This is a genomic window from Nitrosomonas sp. (genome assembly GCA_031316255.1).
GTDB lineage: Bacteria > Pseudomonadota > Gammaproteobacteria > Burkholderiales > Nitrosomonadaceae > Nitrosomonas.
In genome coordinates this window covers 2,226,460-2,244,628 of the sequence record JALDQW010000001.1, presented here as the reverse complement: position 1 = coordinate 2,244,628, position 18,169 = coordinate 2,226,460, and the positions used below count along the sequence as shown (strand labels likewise).

General features: G+C 47.0%; 13 protein-coding genes. 7 read left to right on the top strand and 6 right to left on the bottom strand.

The window, feature by feature from the left end:
- Positions 1–169: 169 nt before the first annotated feature.
- Positions 170–910, bottom strand: a complete 741-nt coding sequence (locus MRK00_09885; protein ID MDR4517677.1) for a TRAP transporter TatT component family protein — start codon at positions 908–910, stop codon at positions 170–172.
- A gap of 552 nt (positions 911–1,462) precedes the next feature.
- Here MRK00_09885 and MRK00_09880 point away from each other — a divergent pair.
- From MRK00_09880 to MRK00_09870, 3 genes are all read left to right on the top strand, one after another.
- Complete coding sequence (locus MRK00_09880) at positions 1,463–2,353, top strand: transglycosylase SLT domain-containing protein (GenBank protein ID MDR4517676.1); 891 nt, start codon at positions 1,463–1,465, stop codon at positions 2,351–2,353.
- Between the two features lie 197 nt (positions 2,354–2,550).
- Positions 2,551–3,291: a DUF3750 domain-containing protein gene (locus MRK00_09875; GenBank protein MDR4517675.1), complete on the top strand. Its 741-nt coding sequence runs from the start codon at positions 2,551–2,553 to the stop codon at positions 3,289–3,291.
- A gap of 171 nt (positions 3,292–3,462) precedes the next feature.
- Positions 3,463–6,726, top strand: coding sequence for a DEAD/DEAH box helicase (locus tag MRK00_09870; protein ID MDR4517674.1), 3,264 nt, complete (start codon positions 3,463–3,465; stop codon positions 6,724–6,726).
- 19 nt (positions 6,727–6,745) lie between these two features.
- On the opposite strand, the gene MRK00_09865 is transcribed toward MRK00_09870, so the two are convergent.
- The 3 genes from MRK00_09865 to MRK00_09855 form a co-directional block, all read right to left on the bottom strand.
- Positions 6,746–7,183, bottom strand: a complete 438-nt coding sequence (locus MRK00_09865) for a hypothetical protein (protein ID MDR4517673.1) — start codon at positions 7,181–7,183, stop codon at positions 6,746–6,748.
- 424 nt (positions 7,184–7,607) lie between these two features.
- On the bottom strand, positions 7,608–9,257 hold the full coding sequence (locus tag MRK00_09860; GenBank protein ID MDR4517672.1) for an alginate export family protein: 1,650 nt from the start codon (positions 9,255–9,257) through the stop codon (positions 7,608–7,610).
- Between the two features lie 403 nt (positions 9,258–9,660).
- Entirely contained in the window at positions 9,661–10,521 is an 861-nt protein-coding gene (locus MRK00_09855; GenBank protein ID MDR4517671.1) for a radical SAM protein, read from the bottom strand.
- 44 nt (positions 10,522–10,565) lie between these two features.
- On the opposite strand from MRK00_09855, the gene queD reads away from it, so the two are divergent.
- The 4 genes from queD (at position 10,566) to ald (ending at position 13,989) form a co-directional block, all read left to right on the top strand.
- Positions 10,566–11,015, top strand: a complete 450-nt coding sequence (queD, locus tag MRK00_09850) for a 6-carboxytetrahydropterin synthase QueD (GenBank protein MDR4517670.1) — start codon at positions 10,566–10,568, stop codon at positions 11,013–11,015.
- 33 nt (positions 11,016–11,048) lie between these two features.
- Positions 11,049–11,858 (top strand): TatD family hydrolase, encoded by an 810-nt coding sequence (locus tag MRK00_09845; GenBank protein ID MDR4517669.1) that lies wholly within the window; start codon positions 11,049–11,051, stop codon positions 11,856–11,858.
- A gap of 52 nt (positions 11,859–11,910) precedes the next feature.
- Positions 11,911–12,651 (top strand): SDR family oxidoreductase, encoded by a 741-nt coding sequence (locus tag MRK00_09840; protein MDR4517668.1) that lies wholly within the window; start codon positions 11,911–11,913, stop codon positions 12,649–12,651.
- Positions 12,652–12,873: 222 nt separating this feature from the next.
- Positions 12,874–13,989, top strand: a complete 1,116-nt coding sequence (gene ald / locus MRK00_09835; GenBank protein MDR4517667.1) for an alanine dehydrogenase — start codon at positions 12,874–12,876, stop codon at positions 13,987–13,989.
- 48 nt (positions 13,990–14,037) lie between these two features.
- Here the strand turns inward: ald and MRK00_09830 are convergent, their stop codons facing one another.
- Both MRK00_09830 and MRK00_09825 read right to left on the bottom strand, forming a co-directional pair.
- The gene (locus MRK00_09830; GenBank protein ID MDR4517666.1) at positions 14,038–14,775 is read right to left on the bottom strand and encodes a peptidoglycan-binding protein; all 738 of its coding nucleotides are present in this window, start codon (positions 14,773–14,775) and stop codon (positions 14,038–14,040) included.
- A gap of 30 nt (positions 14,776–14,805) precedes the next feature.
- Complete coding sequence (locus MRK00_09825) at positions 14,806–17,790, bottom strand: hypothetical protein (GenBank protein ID MDR4517665.1); 2,985 nt, start codon at positions 17,788–17,790, stop codon at positions 14,806–14,808.
- Positions 17,791–18,169: the final 379 nt, after the last annotated feature.

Genomic DNA, 18,169 nt, shown 5'->3' with positions numbered 1-18,169 from the left:
ATGGTTTTCAGATCGTCTAGCAGCGTTTCTCATCGTTGCATGGCGTGACCATGCGCCTCTTCACGCCTTGCCAGCCGATCTAAAAACCAAACACTCGAGTACGTTCAACTGAGGATTCTAGGTTCAACAGTGAAACGTAAGCAGTGGTTGTTCAAAATCTCCATCGTTTTTATGTCTTCGTTTTTCTGGCAACACCCCGGGCAATTTCTATAAATCTACTGTATCTGAGACTGTTTTCCACTTCTACCGGAAAACCGAGAATAAACTCCGCATGTTTACGCGCTTCTTGCACTCTTCCCATATCCAGGAGCACTTCAGCATAAAAGGCACGTGTAATAATGTCATTTGGAAATAAGGTATGCGCTCTTTTGAGATGGAACAAAGCCTTTTCTTTATTGCCGAAACTGATCGGAAAACCGGGCAATTTATAATACATTCTGCCAAGCGCCTTGTGTGCGCCTGCATTATCGTAGTGCTCATCAAGTTCAATAACACGCAAAAACAACTGCTCCATTGGACGCGTCATTCTTAAGGCATTGACAATACCGCTTTCTTCACTCGATTTCCCCATAGCAACCGCTTTCCAGTATAGCGCACGGACTTCATCTTTATTAATTGCAAGCGCCATGTCGGCAGTAACAATACATTCCTTGTATAGTTCAATACGCGTGCTTTTTTCAGTCTCAACCTCAGCATTCGCAAATTTAAGACGCGCAAGCTCTGCGAGCACTGTTGATGACCGTGTGCTAAGCGCTAATTGCTTTATCCATGCGATCGTAGACAAGAGCGCTGGTCTGTCAACTGCATTGCGTATTACTGCCGTATCAATTTTTTGTTGATACTCTTCAGGAAGAAAGTCCACACCACCCAAGGCAAAAGCAGGGCAACTCATGCCAACAAAAGCCAGCATGGAATATCTAAAATAACAACTTTGCCAGCACGTCATCATGAGCACCTTTAAAAGAATTTAGCAAATTATTTGACTAAACCCACCTACCGTCAAGCTGAAAAACACAATCCTTTTGCCCTCATTTCCAATCACAACCACACCGGCCAGAGAATCAACTAAATTAGTTACTTACCATACTACTAGACAACAAATACAGATATTTCGCCAGCGCCCTTGTTATAATTAAACGAGAACGTTTATATCAGTGAGCGCATGGAAAAGTACTGTCACGAATTATGTGCAACTCTGCTTGCAGATACGATAAAACCTCATAAAGCTATCAAAATATTTGTCGATATTTTTTACACTCACACGTTTTCTTTTTTTTACATAAACCATAGACCTTTGTAAAAAAAGTGTTTTTTTATCCTGGAACGAATATTGCTTGTATAAAATTACACTAGACCGATGCGCAAATGACCAGATACAGGCCACGAGCAAGAATTTGCGAACAAATATTGACTTTAAAAATTTCAATTTAATTCTACTGCAACAAAAAGCACTGAAAAAAACATGAACTTAAATAGATTGATTCGTTTTACTCTATTGATCCTCGGCTTCATAGTATGGAGCACTGTAAATGCAAGTCGTTTTTCACAAGAATTTGAAAACCAGCAATCCGAGGACTGGAAAGATCAGGCCAGAATACTTGTTGCAATGGCAAAACAGCATGAACATGCCGAGGGTATTCCAAGAAACTACAGCCGTGCAGTAGAGTTGTATTGCGAAGCTGTCGCCATGGGTTATGATGAAGCCCAGTTTGCACTGGGTTGGATGTATGCAAATGGGCGGGGTGTTCCAAGAAACGACAATATAGCCGCACAGCTTTTCAATATGGCGGCTGAACAAGGACATGCTCATGCCAACAACATGATCCGATACCTGGGCGCTTCCTCTGAACCGGTACCGCTGGAATGCCTAAAGTCATTCGCTGGAAACGGTGCAACAACAGACTATTCTGACAAGCCCTATTTCGATCTCGTTCAGGAACTCGCACCTCAGTATCATCTGGATCCAAATCTGGTCATGGCAATCATAACCGTTGAATCAGCATTTAATGCAAATGCAGTCTCTCACAAAAACGCGCAGGGATTGATGCAACTCATCCCGGAAACCGCTGAGCGTTTTCAGGTGAAAAATACTTTTGATGCAAAAGAGAACATAAAGGGCGGGATGGCTTATCTGCGTTGGCTGCTTGCTTTTTTCAAAGGCGATGTAGCACTTGCTGTTGCGGCGTATAATGCCGGGGAAGGTGCAGTCGAAAGACATCAAGGTATTCCACCTTATTCAGAAACGAAAAACTACGTGAAAAAAATTCAGGCACAGTACACCAAAACAACACACCCGTACCAGGCGCATGTCGTTCACAGGCATGCAGTCATTGCATTATCGGAGTATGAATAACGCGGGTAGTGATTTTCCACTATCACTGTTGGCCCTATCAACTGTCGTTTTCATATAAAATGTAGCGCAGCATTATCTCGCACAGGATCTGTTCGCTGTTTCAATTGTATTGACTGCCAAACTTGAAGAAAACATAACGGAGCGCCTGTAATTTATCTGTAACCGAACTCTTTTGCATAAAGTCTACTCCAAATTCAATGCAATTTTTATTCTCCCAACGTTTGCTCCCCGTTTTCATTTTAGCCAGCTTTGCTTTTTTTATCATTCTTCCTTCCAGCACAGAGGGAAACTGGCGCACGGCAAGCCGCGCTTCTGTGGGTATCGCACCCGATCCGGCAGTAACGCCTGAAGCAGTTGTACAGATATACGGTGCACGCGCTTACAGCTGGCGCGGTTATTTTGGAATCCACACCTGGATTGCGGTGAAACCAACCAATGCACAATCCTATACCATTTACGAAGTGCTTGGCTGGCGTCAGCGCAGGCAATTACCCGTACTGGCAATTTATGATCAGATCCCGGACCGCCGCTGGTTTGGCAACATGCCCGAAATTCTCGCCGACAAACGCGGCGAAGGCGTCGATGAATTGATTGAGCGCATAGATCAAGCCGTTGAGCGTTATCCCTATACCAAACATTACACCCTGTGGCCAGGCCCAAACTCCAATACCTTTACGGCCTGGATTTCACGCTCGGTTCCCGAACTGGAGCTTAACCTGCCTGCAACTGCAATTGGGAAAGACTATTTGGGTTATCGTCTGATTGCAACCGCACCCAGTGGAAGCGGACTACAGTTCTCAATTTTTGGTTTATTGGGTTTTGTGATCAGCAATGTTGAAGGCTTTGAATTGAATTTTCTGGGACTGACTTTCGGCGTCAATCCGGATCCGTTGGCCATAAAATTGCCTATCATTGGGGATGTTCAATTGGCTTCCTAACCATTTCTTAGCCAAAAATGCTTAATTCAACGTATAATCTACCTGCTTTCGTAAAGTCTAAAGCCCTTCATTCCGGGAAAAAATCCTTAAGGCACGCGCCGTACCATGTTCCGTTAACTTGCACACCACAGACTTTGATACGTTAATAACAGTCAAGACGCTAATTGAGATTTGAAAAATTTTAGTACCATTCCAGCATTGAACATCCAAGATGTTTTTGGCCAGACAACCTATTTGAAGGGAAAACATTATTTTCATCAAAACAGGGTTATCTGGTTCGAAGCGACTGCGGAGACCGCAAATACGATAATTCTCGGCGCACGCGTTAAAGGCAGTAACGATCAACAGTATCACCAGACTATTGCTATCGCAAAAAGAGGGCATTATCCGAACATTAACGGCCGATGCAGTTGTCCGGTCGGTTATAACTGCAAACATGTCGTTGCCGCATATCTTGCTTATAAAGCGGGCAATATACAACAGAATAATTCTCAACACCAAGTCAGCCCCGGAACGGCATATATCAATTGGTTATCGAGTCTGAACGAAACCGGCAAACAACTGGACACCACACGTGATTTTGTTGCCTATATACTCCGCAAACGCGACACAGACGGAAAATTTCTGTTATCTCTGTTTAGCACACGGGAGAAGAAACAGGGTGGATTGGCCGTTGGCCGAAACATTCCTCTGTCCAATATACGCTACGGTTATTTCACAAATAATTTTAAAACGCCTGAAGACCTCGAACTTTTCCGCCTTGTTTCTGGACTGGAAGAAAATTACGGTAATACTGCTTTGATCATGGGCGCCTTGGGGCATCTGGTTTTAAGCAAGGCATTGCAATGCGGCCGCCTGTTCTGGAATTCGCATCAATTCGCTCCGCCACTGAGCGAAGGCGAACCCAGAACACTGGAATTATCCTGGGTTACACAAAAGGATGGCGCCTATAGACTCAATGCAGCCGTAACCAACAACGCAATGTTATTGCCTACCGAACCGCCGTTATATTTGGACGAACAAAATTCAACCCTGGGCATTGTAGATTGCGCTAATTTGACGCATAGGCAATATCAGCGGATTTTGTCCGCCCCACCGCTGCCAATTGAATATGTCGAAGATTTCAGCCAGCGCCTGGTTATTGACCATCCGGACATTCCGCTACCACCCCCCAAACCTGTTCAAGTGACCGAACTGAATGGATTGTCGCCGCGACCACGATTACAATTGCTGGGACAGCAGCTTGATGACAGTTATATCCATTTACTTAAGCTGCGTTTTGATTATGGCGACCATACCCTTTCAGCACTGCACGCCAAACCAGTGAGTGTCATTAAAACAAAGAATGGGCTTTTCAGAATAAAACGGGATCAAACGCGTGAAGATAGCGCTATACAGGCGTTACACGAATTTGGTTTTCGGCCGCTCGAATTAGCGCAAGATCAGAAACAGGAATTGTTTTTTTACAGTCCGGCCAAAAATACCGTTATGGACAGTGCCGCACGCTGGGCGCGCTTTATCGACGACAAACTGCCGGAACTGTTGCAGCAGGGATGGATAGCCGACACAGACGAAAGCTTTCTGCTGCAATTCCAGCAACCGGCAAATTGGGATGCCGAAATTGAACAAAGCGATAACGATTGGTTCAAAATGTACTTCAACATCACCATCAACAATCAATCGCTGCCGCTCATGCCGCTGATCACGCCGGTAATCGAACAGTATGAGCGCAACAATCTGCCGGAAATGCTGAGTATCCCCCTGGGGCAGCACCAGTATGTCAATATCGCAGCCAACCAGTTGAAACCCTTTCTTGACATTCTGTACGAACTCTTCGACAGTGTACGTTTTGATGACAACGGCAATGCCAGGATTTCACGCTACAATGCCGCTGCGCTGGCTGATCTGGAACAGCATAATTACGGCTTATTCAGTATTAAAGGTGGACAGGAACTAATAGAAACCGGAAAAAAGATTCGCAATTTCAAAGGCATCAGCAACATCCCACCACCCACCGCTCTGCAAGCCCAATTACGCGAATATCAACAAAAAGGCCTGAACTGGCTGCAATTTCTACGCGAATACCGTTTCGGCGGCATTCTGGCCGATGATATGGGCCTTGGAAAAACCGTCCAAACGCTGGCACATTTGCTGCTCGAAAAGGAATCCGGGCGTATGGACAAACCCTGCCTGATCGTCGCACCGACCAGTTTGATGAGCAACTGGCGGCGCGAAGCAAACCGTTTCACACCGGGTTTAAGCGTGCTGATTCTTCAAGGCAATGACCGCAAGCAGCGGTTTAATGAAATTATGCAACACGATCTGGTTCTGACCACATATCCGTTATTACACAGAGACGAACAAGACCTGCTGGCCAATACGTATTATTATCTGATCCTGGACGAAGCGCAGGTGATTAAGAACCCCAAAGCCCTGGCCGCACGTGTGGCACGCCGTATCGATGCACAGCACCGCTTATGCCTGACCGGCACACCGATGGAAAATCATCTGGGTGAGCTCTGGGCACAGTATGATTTTCTCATGCCGGATTTTCTGGGCGACCAGGCTTCATTCAAAAAAAACTATCGCACCCCGATTGAGATGTACGGCAATACCGAAAAAAAAGAACGGTTGTCCAGGCGACTGGAGCCTTTTATGTTGCGCCGCACCAAGCGCGATGTTGCTGATGAGTTGCCGGAAAAAACAGAAATTATCCGCTCGGTCCCACTCTATGAAAAGCAGGCCGCACTGTATGAAAGCATCCGGGTCAGCATGGAAAAAAGAGTGCGTGACGCAATCGCCGAAAAAGGCTTGTCACGCAGTCATATCACCATTCTCGATGCGCTGCTGAAACTGCGTCAAACCTGCTGCGATCCCAGAACGTTGAATCTGAAAGAAGCGCAAAAATTAAAACAGTCCGCCAAGCTGAACTTGTTAATGGAAATGCTACCCGAGTTGCTGGAAGAAGGACGGCGCATTCTGGTGTTCTCACAATTTACCCGCATGCTGGGGTTGATCGAAACCGAACTAAAAGCACGGTCAATCGATTACAGCAAACTCACCGGACAAACACGGCAGCGCGACGAAGCCATAGCGCTGTTCAAGGACGGCCATGTCGACGTCTTTCTGATCAGTTTGAAAGCAGGCGGTGTCGGTCTGAATCTGACCGAGGCCGACACGGTTATCATTTACGATCCCTGGTGGAATCCGGCGGTAGAAAATCAGGCGGCCGACCGCGCACACCGGATCGGTCAGGACAAAAAGGTTTTTGTGTACAAACTGATAACGGAAGATACCGTTGAAGAAAAAATTCTGGCTCTGCAAGAAAGAAAGCGTATACTGGCTGAAAGCGTATATCAGGGCGGCAAGAAAGAGCAAGCCTTGCAATTGACCGCAGAAGATTTGTCGGATTTATTTCAACCGTTGGCAAATTAGTACTATTTCAATCTGATTCTTATTGCCACCCGGTAATTTCATAACCCTTTTCCTGCAGGCATCGATTGACGAAGTTGGCATAGGCATGGTTAGGCTGAGAGGGTCTTGTAGCAGTGAAAATACCTCTGAACAATCCCCAGACAGCGCCACTGGCTGCGCCGATCAAAGAACCTCTACCGACCGAACCGGATATCGCACCGCCCACGGCACCGCTTGCAGCACCGACACCGGCGCCCATAACCGTATTTGCCGCCACATCGCCAGCCGCGCCGCCACTTCTGTTCTCATGGGCTCCGGCTGATTCAGCTAACTGCCTACAATACACGATGTCATGTTCAGCAACTTCCCGGCCTACCGACTGGTAATGTGTATTTGGGTATAACACGGGCCCCGTGCTGGCACATGCCGACAGCCATAGTACAACCGCTCCGATTGCTAACCGTTTAACTGATTGCATAATACTCTCTCTCAAAAAACATAACCAAAACGGGCACCCAGCGTATTCATCCCTTCATTCTGATCCGCAACGCAAACCTTAGACATAAGATCAGAATAAGCCGAAAAAGTTGTGCGCGGTGAAATAAAATAACCCACTTCAAGCGGAATTTGAAAAAGCACGCAAAAACCCGATGGCTTTTTCAAGGCACACCTTATGACGCCATCCACTGCAAATCGATGTAGCCATTGACTCAAAGTTAATTCCCAACCTATTTCAACGGTATATCAGGCGTTTGAAACACGCTTCAATTAATGGATAATAGGATAAAACAGATAAAAACGGCAATCCCTGTACAGTACTGCTCTAGTATAACTACAATACAGAAGCACTGAAAGGATTGCCGTTTTATTCTGATCGAACTAAAGCAACCTACGAAAGCTATTTAGAATCTGAAATTATACTGAATGTAGAATAAATCAGAATTTACGCCCGGTCTTTGCGCTTGCAAAAAATCCCCGCTGAACAATTTTGAGTAGCCAACCAATACATCCTGATGACGGCTGACATGAATATTTGCACGGAAATCAATTTCATCACCAACATGACTCCCTGATTGTCCGGATGAATCTCTGATCAACGCTACCCCGCCTGCATTGTAGAGAAAGTCACGTTGATTTGCCAGATAGTAGCGGTGATATTGCGAAATAAATGTAAACCATGGAACTGGATTCATTGTGAATTGCGCATTAAAATCATGAATATTCTGACGACCAACCTGATCCATAAAACCCAAGTAGTAATGGCCAAACGGGAAAAGATGACTGAAAGTATTGCTTCTGCCATCATTCGGATTGGCATCACCGGAAGCAAAGTCATACCGTATCCAGACATGTGGATTCATAGGTAAAGGCATGCGATAACCAACGCCTGTTGCAACCGAAAAAGCGGATACGTCGAGATTTGATCTCTCACCCCATTGATACATCCCTTCGAGTTCGTAGAGAATCCGGTCAAAATTACCTATCAGACGGCCGCCCCAGGTATGAATCGAGAAATTGCCGCCCATAATATTACCGATAGCAACATTTGCAGGTGAAACATTATTCTGGTTATCCAGCCCCAGGTAATAAAGATCAATCAAATGATTAGGCATCGGTTTGATGCTGCCCCAAAGCCCCCAGAAATTTTGTTGTGTATCCCAGTTGTCAAACTCGCCCTTTTCTGTTTTCATCGGCCGCACCCAGAACGCATCCAAATCGAATTTCTCGTTACGCCAGAAGATCTTACCACCCTGGAACGTGCGCCGCGTATTAGCCCAATCAAGCGTTGAAATCAATCTTTGCGAACCATATAACAGCTCCTGGCGGCCTGCTCTGAAATAAACCGGACCGTTTACATCCGCCAGTTTGATATCAGTAAACAGATTCAACATATCAGTGTGATTTCTTTCAATGCCGAGCGGAGTCAATTCAGAACCAAATGAGCGTGCATCCAGGAACTCAGCAAACAACCGGATGCGATCCTGATACCATAAATCCGCGTGAACACGCGTTCTCAGCAAATGGAAATCGTTATTAGTGCCCGCCGCATTCAAACGGCTATCCGTTTCATGGACATAGCGGTACCAGAAGCTTCCACCAAATGAAAGCAACCAGTCACTGCCCATATGAATGCGCTTTACCGGATCGAAAATATCTTTCTCATGTTCCGGATTTTCCAGGTATCGGAAATCAACATCGAAGGCTGATGTCGGCATGAGTGCAAAAGGAGCGTAAGGTCTTGCCGGACGATTTTCGCGTTTGTTCCCGGTTATCAGATCCCATACGGAATAATACCCAGGGCCAGAGGGTGGCGCCGCAAACAATCCCGGCCTGGGCATAGGTGTTACTGGAGGAACTTTTGAAAAATCGTATTTACCGCTTCCGGCCGCCTGACCTGATCCGGCGTCCTGATTCGTAGCATGCGCTTGAAAAACCAGACCGGTCATACCTGCCAAACACAGGCAAAGTATCATCGACCATTTGGTTACTTTCGCGATCAAACTGGTTGTTGAAGCTGTCGGTAAAAAAGCTAAACGGATTAGCGAATTCATTTGAGAAAGGACTCCTGTTGTAAAAGTATCTATTTGATCATCAATCAACACTGATTACTGTAATCGTTGCATGCAGGATACCGCTTGACATACATTTTTAAACTAAATCAACCACGCAATATGAATTTTGGTGTTAATTGATTTAATAATGACTCTTTTCAGCTTTTATGTAAGATCGGATTTTACCCGAAGTTTGACCCAAATACCTTGAATTGATTGACTTTTTTATCATCACATACAATTTCGTTGCGGATGACTCTTTACAACCGGTTCGTACAAATCAGCTAACTTGCTGATATTATGAAATTATATTAACGCACACTGATTGTTGTAAAAATACAACTAAAAAGCGTATAAAAGAATCTGAAGATAGATGCATTACAGCATCTGCAGAACAGTTTTTTTAATAATTCGGCTTGACCTCCAAGCCAAGCTTCCTGATTCTGTCACAAAACAGTTCAAACCAGTCTTTATCAACCCGTGACAAAAATTGCGATTCAGGTTGCAATGAAGGCCGCGCAATCCCATAGACCAGCACACCTTGCAAAGGCACTCCATCGTTCAGCAGACTGTCAACAAACTCAAGATAGGCGCTTGTCTCCTTCTCTGCAGGAGGCTGGTGGTTCAGGCTAAACACACAAGTTTGCAACCATGTCGGACAGACAGATGCGGATAGATTTATATTTTCACGTAATTGTTTCAGGCTCATGCGCGTATTGTTGATACGCAATCGCCCCTCACGTGTTGCACTGTCAAGCTTGAACCAGATTTCACCATTCATCTGCGCCATACGTTGAAGACCGGCCAACACATTAGGCCGGTTTAACAAACTGCCATTGGTAATTAAAACCAGCTTTAAATCTTTTGGCAGCAAAAAATCCTTTTTGACACACCCGATCAGATCGATAACCTGTTCAAACGCTTTTGCACTGGTCGGCTCACCGTTTCCCGACAACGCAATATCTTTAATAGACCGCGCTTCAGGCGGCACCTGTTCCTGCATGAAATTACCATTGACCAATTCATGCAAAAAACCACGCAACTCGAATTCCAGTTTTTCCAGAATGATCGGCGGTGCGGCGCCACGTTTAAGATCAGGCACCTGGCAATAAATGCACCGCCAGTTGCAGGCATTATTCGGGTTTAGATTGATGCCGACGGATACACCGCCCGCGCGCCGGGAAACAACCGGATAAACATAAGTCAAACCGATAGTGTCACGGCTGTGATCTGAGGTATTCAATAGGTTGGAAGCTTGCTGCAATGGTACAATCCTGCCAAAATAATCTGTATATTAAAATTGCTCGTATGTTAATTACACGCAGGCTGGAATTTGATGCCGGCCATCGGATATCAACGCATGATAGTCAATGCCGCCATCTGCATGGACACCGTTATGCAATCGAAATTACGTTGTCAGGTCATATTATCGCTGAGAACGGTGTTGCACAACAAGGCATGGTGATGGATTTTTCTGAAGTCAAACGGGTTGCCAAAAGGGCCTTAATCGACAAATGGGATCATGCGTTTCTCGTTTATTCCGGAGATACACCGGTGATGGAATTTCTGCAATCACTAAAAGATCATAAAACAGTTGTTCTGGATGTGCAGCCTACTGCTGAAAATCTTGCTGTGATTGCATTCGGCATTCTGGATGAAGCCTATCAGGATACCTATGGCAACCACCTTCAGCTTGAACAGGTACGCTTATTCGAAACACCGAACTGCTGGGCTGTCGCCATACGCGGCAAGCATTAATCTTTTAATTTATTGTTTGATTTAATACAAAAAATGTTTGTTGATTCACATTGCCACCTGGATTTTCCCGACCTTGCCGACAATCTCGATGAATTACTGCGCAAAATGGAAGAAAACCAAGTTACTCATGCCTTATGCGTCAGTGTCAATCTGACTGATTATCCCCGTGTTCTGGCGCTTGCAGAAACGCACAACAATCTGTTTGCCTCGGTTGGCGTCCATCCCGATTATGAAAACCAGCAAGAGCCGACCGCCGGTCAACTCGCGCAACTCGCCGACCACCCAAAAGTCATCGCAATTGGTGAAACCGGCCTGGATTATTATCGCTTGCAGGGCGATCTTGAGTGGCAACGCGCACGTTTCCGCGAGCATATCCGCGCCGCCCGTAAATGCAACAAGCCACTGATTATTCATACCCGTTCCGCTGCAAACGACACATTGCGTATTATGCGCGAAGAAGGTGCGGAACAAGTGGGCGGCGTCATGCATTGTTTTACTGAAAGCTGGGAAGTCGCGCAGCAGGCAATTGAAATGAATTTTTATATTTCATTTTCCGGCATTGTCACATTCAAGAATGCTGTGGCATTAAAAGAAGTCGCCAGGAAAACGCCATTGGATAGAATACTGATTGAAACCGACTCACCTTATCTGGCACCTGTACCCTATCGCGGCAAACTGAACCAGCCTGCATTTGTGAAACATGTTGCAGAAGAGATCGCCCGATTACGTGCAACAAATCTGGAAGAGATTGCAGCAGCAACAACCGCTAATTTTTTCAAATTGTTCAAAAAAGCCACCGATGACAATCAGGCAATACAACAGGGAACGTTAAGTCATATATGACATGTTATGAAACATGCGCTGAATCATTATCCAATAAAACAGTCAAATCAAGATGACAAATCTACATGAAAAAGTCGCTATTGTTACCGGCGCATCGCGTGGAATTGGCGCCGAAATTGCGCGGGCACTGGCTAAAGCGGGTGCGCGAGTTATTGTCAATTATGTTCGGAACCAGCACGCTGCAAATGAAGTCTGTGCAGCGATAACTGAAGCCGGCGGCAAATGCGTAGCAATACAGGCTGATGTCAGCAATTCAGCCGATGTCAGACGGCTGTTTGATGCGGCAATTGAACATTTTGGACGCATCGATATTCTTGTCAATAATGCGGGGATTCTTATTTTCAAGAAAATTGCAGAAGTTTCGGATGAAGAATTTGATCAAATTCTCAACATCAATCAGAAAAGCATTTTTTATACTTTGCGCGAAGCTGCTGAACGTCTGGCCGACAATGGCCGCATCGTGAACATTTCGAGCACAGTAACCCGTCTGATGCTGCCTAAATACGGCATTTATGCCGCCACAAAAGGCGCAGTGGAACAGCTCACACGCATCTTTGCACGTGAAATCGGCGATAGAGGCATCACCGTTAATACTGTTTCACCTGGCCCAGTTTATACTGAATTATTCAGAGCCGGAAAAACTGAGGAAGATATTCAACGTATGGCCGCCATGTCTTCCTTGGGACGCATAGGGGAAGTCAATGATATCGCCCAAATTGTCCTGTTTCTGGTAAGTGACGAAGCTCAATGGATAACAGGTCAGGATATTGGCGCAAATGGCGGCATCATTTAGCCGTTTATAAATGAAATCAGCGTAAAATAATTAAAAAAACAGCCATAAACATAAAATGCGTATGGCTGCCGAGGGGAGAGTAGAGAAATAGCGTATTTAAAACGATTCGTAAAGCGAAAAACATTATCAAAAATCATTAATTGAAACGATACGCCATAGCATAAATTGACACAGTGTTTTTAATCACACCGAACCCTAAATTTCTTTTTACTGGAGAAAACGATGCAAATTGGCGTACCGAAAGAAATCAAAATCCATGAAAATCGTGTAGGGCTTACCCCGACCTCAGTACGTGAACTGGTTGTTCATGGTCATCACGTTTTGGTGCAACAAAACGCCGGATTGGCGATCGATTTCGATGACAACCGGTATCGGGCGGCAGGCGCAGAAATTGTCGAATCCGCCGAAGAAATTTATGCTCGCGCTGAATTAATCGTCAAAGTTAAGGAACCACAACCGACAGAACTCGGGTTCTTGCGTCCAGACCAAATATTGTTTACGTACCTGCATCTGGCACCAGATCCGGCACAGACTGAAGGACTGCTTGAGTCCGGCTGCATCGCCATCGCCTATGAAACCGTCACCGACCAATATGGCGGCCTGCCGCTGCTCGCTCCAATGAGCGAAGTAGCCGGGCGCATGGCCGTACAGGCCGGTGCGCATGCGCTTGAAATGGATCAGGGCGGACGCGGCATGTTGCTGGGCGGTGTATCCGGCGTACCCTCAGCAAAAGTGGTCATCCTTGGCGGCGGTGTAGTCGGCACCAATGCAGCACGCGTTGCCATGGGTATGGAAGCGCATGTCACCATCATTGACAAATCGATATACCGTCTGCAACAACTGGACTTTCAGTATGGTTCCCGCATTAATACGATATTCTCCACGGTCGACGCCATTGAAGAACAAATCGTCGTCGCCGATCTGGTCATTGGTGCGGTACTGGTTCCCGGTGCAGCGACACCCCGACTCGTCAGTCACGATCTCGTCAAAAAAATGAACCGGGGATCGGTTCTGGTCGATGTTGCCGTCGATCAGGGCGGTTGTTTCGCCACATCCAGACCCACTTCTCTCGCCAAGCCCACCTTTGTTCTGGAAGATGTCGTGCATTACTGTGTTCCGAACATGCCCGGCGCGGTTGCACGCACGTCGACTTTTGCGTTAAATAACGTCACCCTCCCATTTGTTCTGGCAATCGCTGATAAAGGCCTCAAAAAAGCGCTTGTTGACGATGCACACTTGCGCGCCGGCCTGAACGTCTATGAAGGCCAGCTTACCCACCCCGCCGTCGCACATGCGCTAAACCTGCTTTATGCCGACCCATTGGAATTGCTGCAATAACCCGGCAACAGACCGGTTCTCCGGCAACGCCGGATAACCCACACGGGTTCATGCAATCAAACCCAGCGCACGATAGGTATTCCGCCCGGCTATGCCATCCGGTTCCAACCCGTTTTTCTGTTGCCAGTCTATCAGCGCCTTTTCGGTTTCAGGACCAAATTTCCCATTGACTTCTATTTGCAATGCTTCCTGCAGTTTTCGTACCCATAATCCGGTCGAACCTTTTTTAGCAACCCGGTAATCAGCAGGCAGCGTACTCTCCATAACCGGACTGCCACCCGCCATGGCAACTGCGGCTGCGCGTACGCCTTCGACACGGCGCTGCCAACCTCTGCCAAAATCCGCCCAGGTCGACAGACTCCGGAGGAAACTCAAACGACGGTCACACATATCATTGGTCACCTGGACCGCGTCCTGGTCTTTGACTTTAGCAAGCGTTTTATCGCCAATCGCACCATCCTGCCCGGCGCCAACAGCAGCCTGAAGCCATTTCGCACTGCGCCCCGGACCGGAATTGACTGCCGCGTCAAATACTGCGTAATCGATACCGGCCGGTAATTGATCACATTTACATTTATTCCAGTAATCCGAAAAATAAATCGACTCAAGTTCCGAATCGGAAATATTCCGTAAATCTTTTTTTCCCTTATCAGCACCAAAATGACGACAATAAACGGCGAGTGTGATGCCCTTCATCGTTGCACCACCCGGATCTTTTGGATGATCGGACCACCCACCTTCATGAACCAAAACAAGCTTGAGCGCCTTTTGAAAGTTTTTCTTCATGACCGCATCTCCTCTTCTGTGTACCAAATTTTACTGCATAGCCGGACCGCGCTTACCGTTTGCAATTAACCATCCCGCCGTCCATTTGACGCGCGTGACATTACCAGCCAGATCTTTCACACTGGCTTCAATTTCCGTATTGATATCCGTTATTGGCTGACGCAGCGTCATGGAAACGATTTCGTGCGCATCCGTCTTGCGTGGAATATTCTGGCATATTCGCTGTTTGTCCTGAATACACAGCGTCAGGCTGCGTGGGTCGATGCCACTGCCAACATCCGTAGCGCCTATTCTTAACCCGGTAATCCCGTCGTCACTCACCTTCGCCACCAGATTCAATGTCGGTTTCTGGGTATCCTTTAATTCCAGCTTGCCGCCCGGCACGCCCAGATCGATCCACCGCGATAATATACCGAGTTCTTCGGGTGTTATTGAAGTCGGATGATCGGCGCCAAAATCGATATCGTTTGGATACAGCGCGTCGGTTCTATTATCCGTGCGCTGATTGGCCGCTTTCCAGTACAACAAGCTGCCACGCGAATTAAATGCTTTGATATATTTGGATAAATAAGGCCTGCTGAGCGCCTCGCCTTTTATGCCGGACACCCTTTTTTCCGCAGGCGCGCAGGTCTGCCGGTTATCGACGACCAGACACCACCAAGTTGAATTCTGCGTGTTATTTTCCCCATTTGTTCGATCCAGCGCCAGTCCGGCAGCAGGTTGATTGCCGCCATGACAGGAAATACAGCGCCGGTCAAAAATCGGTTTAATGTCACGGGTGAATTCAAATTGCATGCCATAACCCGGCACACTGCGCGTATTTACAGCATCTCCTTGCCTGCCAGTAAGCAACGACACCTGGCCGCGGCCAAGTTGCGGTATTTCATAAGCGGCAGTCGCCGCAAAAGAATCTTCGAACTGGATACGGGTCGGCCTGGCATGGACATGACAACCGCCACATGTTTTTTCTTCGCCTGGCTTCAAATGCTGCCACGATTGATCGGTGTTCAAGGTACGACCATCGCAATCAATTCCCTGCATAAGGTAAGGTGTATTGGCCGGGAAACTCAGTAAAAAACTGGTATCCGGATGACCGCTGGGATCCACGATACGGCTTCCGTCCGCCGCATAATGCAAAACCGGCACTTCTCCCAGAATAGCCACGCGCTCACCGGTTATGTTCGCAATCTGTTCATGAACTTTTTGTCCCCGGTTCGGGTAAGTCGCAATCATGCGCACACCGCACAATTCTTCGTCGGTATAGTCGATGGTGTCCGTCCCTTGCAAATTAAAGGCATACAGACTCTCAAATTGCGGGACTCCACCATAGGGCAATGTTTCACGGTCGGTGATGGATGCCGCGCCGAGCAAACCAAAAGGTGTGCCCGCCGGAAGTTCCGGCCGTTCAACCCGTTTATCTGCGCGCGGTATTATTGCGGGTCTTTCGATGCCGTAAATCGCCGTATACGGCACCACCGCCCTGCCCATGATTTCATGCCAGGATGGCGAATCCACAATCATTTGCAGATCGGATGGATGACGCGACGGAATGCTTGTCGCCAGATAAATACCGCCATCACATCCCGGAATATCCTTATCCAGATGCGTAAGCAGATTCATACCCGTACCGCTGCCACTGCCGCCAGTCAACGGCGGCGTCGGTCTGCCGAGTTTCTTGAAAATCTGGTTATCCATGATTGTACTGCACAGCCCCTTAAACCAGGTCATCATCAGCCGGTTATCGGGCAGTGCGGCAGGGTGACTGAGTTTACCCGTATACAGCATCGGGTCGGAATAGCCGGGAATTGTCAAAGCCGGCGGTTCAATCGGTTTTGCAATTGTATCGCTGTTGACCGCCCAGGCCGCGACATTGATGGCGTCATGCGGCACATAAATGTCAGCCGTATCGGCAACCTTGTAAGGGCTTTTTCCTTCCATACCTTTCGGTTCGGGCGTGAAACAAATTACCGCACCCGCACCGTTATTGTTCCCCCGGTAATAATCTGAAACACAGACTCGCCCGTTCGACATTTGCGTCATAAAATGCGCTGCAACATGATCCTCCCCAAAATAACTATTTCTATGGTCGCCACTATGTTGCCCGTAAAGTGGAAAATTACCTGCGCCATCCGGTGCCTGGGCATAAACATGAAACAGATTATCTATCGTCGTAAAGCTACCCGGATTCCCATTATCGTGCCTGAATGGCAGCCCGCCAAAAATCTGCCAGCTTGAATACGCCACACGCCCATCCATCAAGGTAAACGGGTGCTGCTCCTGAGAAAGCGAATGATGACTGACAAGCTCAAGATTTGACCAATCGGTGTCAACGGCCCAGATACGCGTTCCAGGCCTGTTCGTCACCGTTTTGAAAACCAGCGTAGAGATATGCTGATCGCGCGTCGAGGTAAAGGCCAACCGGCCGTGATCAATATACGTCGGTCCGGAATCAAACACACCATGCTCAAACGGCATGGCATCAGTGACGCCCGTCTCAGTATTAAAGATATGCAGATGCGCACCGGTAGTCTGCAAATGCACACTGGGCAGATCCCGCCACCCAAGGTTTTCGGGCGCGGCGTCCGGATGCAGCACCTGACTGTGAAAATTTGCCTTGTTTTGAACAAGCGTTCCGCGAAAAACGGAAAAAGCAATCTTCTTCCCGTCAAACGAAACCTGAGGATCGAGCGCCGCACAAGCCTTCTGCTTTGTTGAAGTTGACGAACAGTTATAGATAATCTGCTCGGCGCCATCGGGTTGACGCAAAACCAGATCACAGGGCGCGGCAAATCCGGTAAAGAAATTCGTCACATCCGGCAAAACGTCGTACATATCCAGCCCGCGCAATGTGCGCGTCACCGTCTGTTTTTCACCGTTAACGGTAACCTCGCCGGTCAAATCAAACGTGCCGGTCGCCCGCTCGCATCGGGAATAAACAATCGGTACGGATGCAAAAGATTGAGCAATACTCAGAATACTCCACATCACGCCCGCTATTACAATCAGCTTTTTCATATCAGCGTACCTATCAGAAAGGTTGGTCTTCCCAATTTGAAGGACATATTCATATTCTAGTACGCTATCAACTTCAAATCCACATCAACCCAAACTATCGCATCAACTGTTATTGTTAACTGTTTTCGAATTGATTCAAATCAAAACAAATGCTTTTTTACTTAAAAATGTGGAAAAACCCACATAGTCCAAATTTGATGATTGGTTATACTGCTGTTAACAGTAGGGAAATAGGAAAACAGAGTATATCTGATTAACTTCTTGTAAAAAATATTTTAGAACCTGTTCAAGATATCGATCAAGAGATGCGGTACAAGGCAAAATAGAACGAAAAAGCGGAGCATACACAAAGTATGTGAGCACTTTGAGTTCGATTTTA

Bases quoted from the DNA above. Each gene is read 5' to 3' on its own strand.
- MRK00_09845 (MDR4517669.1), top strand. From the start codon at position 11,049: ATGTTTGTTGATTCACATTGCCACCTGGATTTTCCCGACCTTGCCGAC.
- MRK00_09885 (MDR4517677.1), bottom strand. From the start codon at position 910: ATGCTGGCTTTTGTTGGCATGAGTTGCCCTGCTTTTGCCTTGGGTGGT.
- MRK00_09840 (MDR4517668.1), top strand. From the start codon at position 11,911: ATGACAAATCTACATGAAAAAGTCGCTATTGTTACCGGCGCATCGCGT.
- MRK00_09830 (MDR4517666.1), bottom strand. From the start codon at position 14,775: ATGAAGAAAAACTTTCAAAAGGCGCTCAAGCTTGTTTTGGTTCATGAA.
- MRK00_09880 (MDR4517676.1), top strand. From the start codon at position 1,463: ATGAACTTAAATAGATTGATTCGTTTTACTCTATTGATCCTCGGCTTC.
- MRK00_09865 (MDR4517673.1), bottom strand. From the start codon at position 7,183: ATGCAATCAGTTAAACGGTTAGCAATCGGAGCGGTTGTACTATGGCTG.
- MRK00_09825 (MDR4517665.1), bottom strand. From the start codon at position 17,790: ATGAAAAAGCTGATTGTAATAGCGGGCGTGATGTGGAGTATTCTGAGT.
- MRK00_09875 (MDR4517675.1), top strand. From the start codon at position 2,551: ATGCAATTTTTATTCTCCCAACGTTTGCTCCCCGTTTTCATTTTAGCC.
- MRK00_09860 (MDR4517672.1), bottom strand. From the start codon at position 9,257: ATGAATTCGCTAATCCGTTTAGCTTTTTTACCGACAGCTTCAACAACC.
- ald (MDR4517667.1), top strand. From the start codon at position 12,874: ATGCAAATTGGCGTACCGAAAGAAATCAAAATCCATGAAAATCGTGTA.
- queD (MDR4517670.1), top strand. From the start codon at position 10,566: ATGTTAATTACACGCAGGCTGGAATTTGATGCCGGCCATCGGATATCA.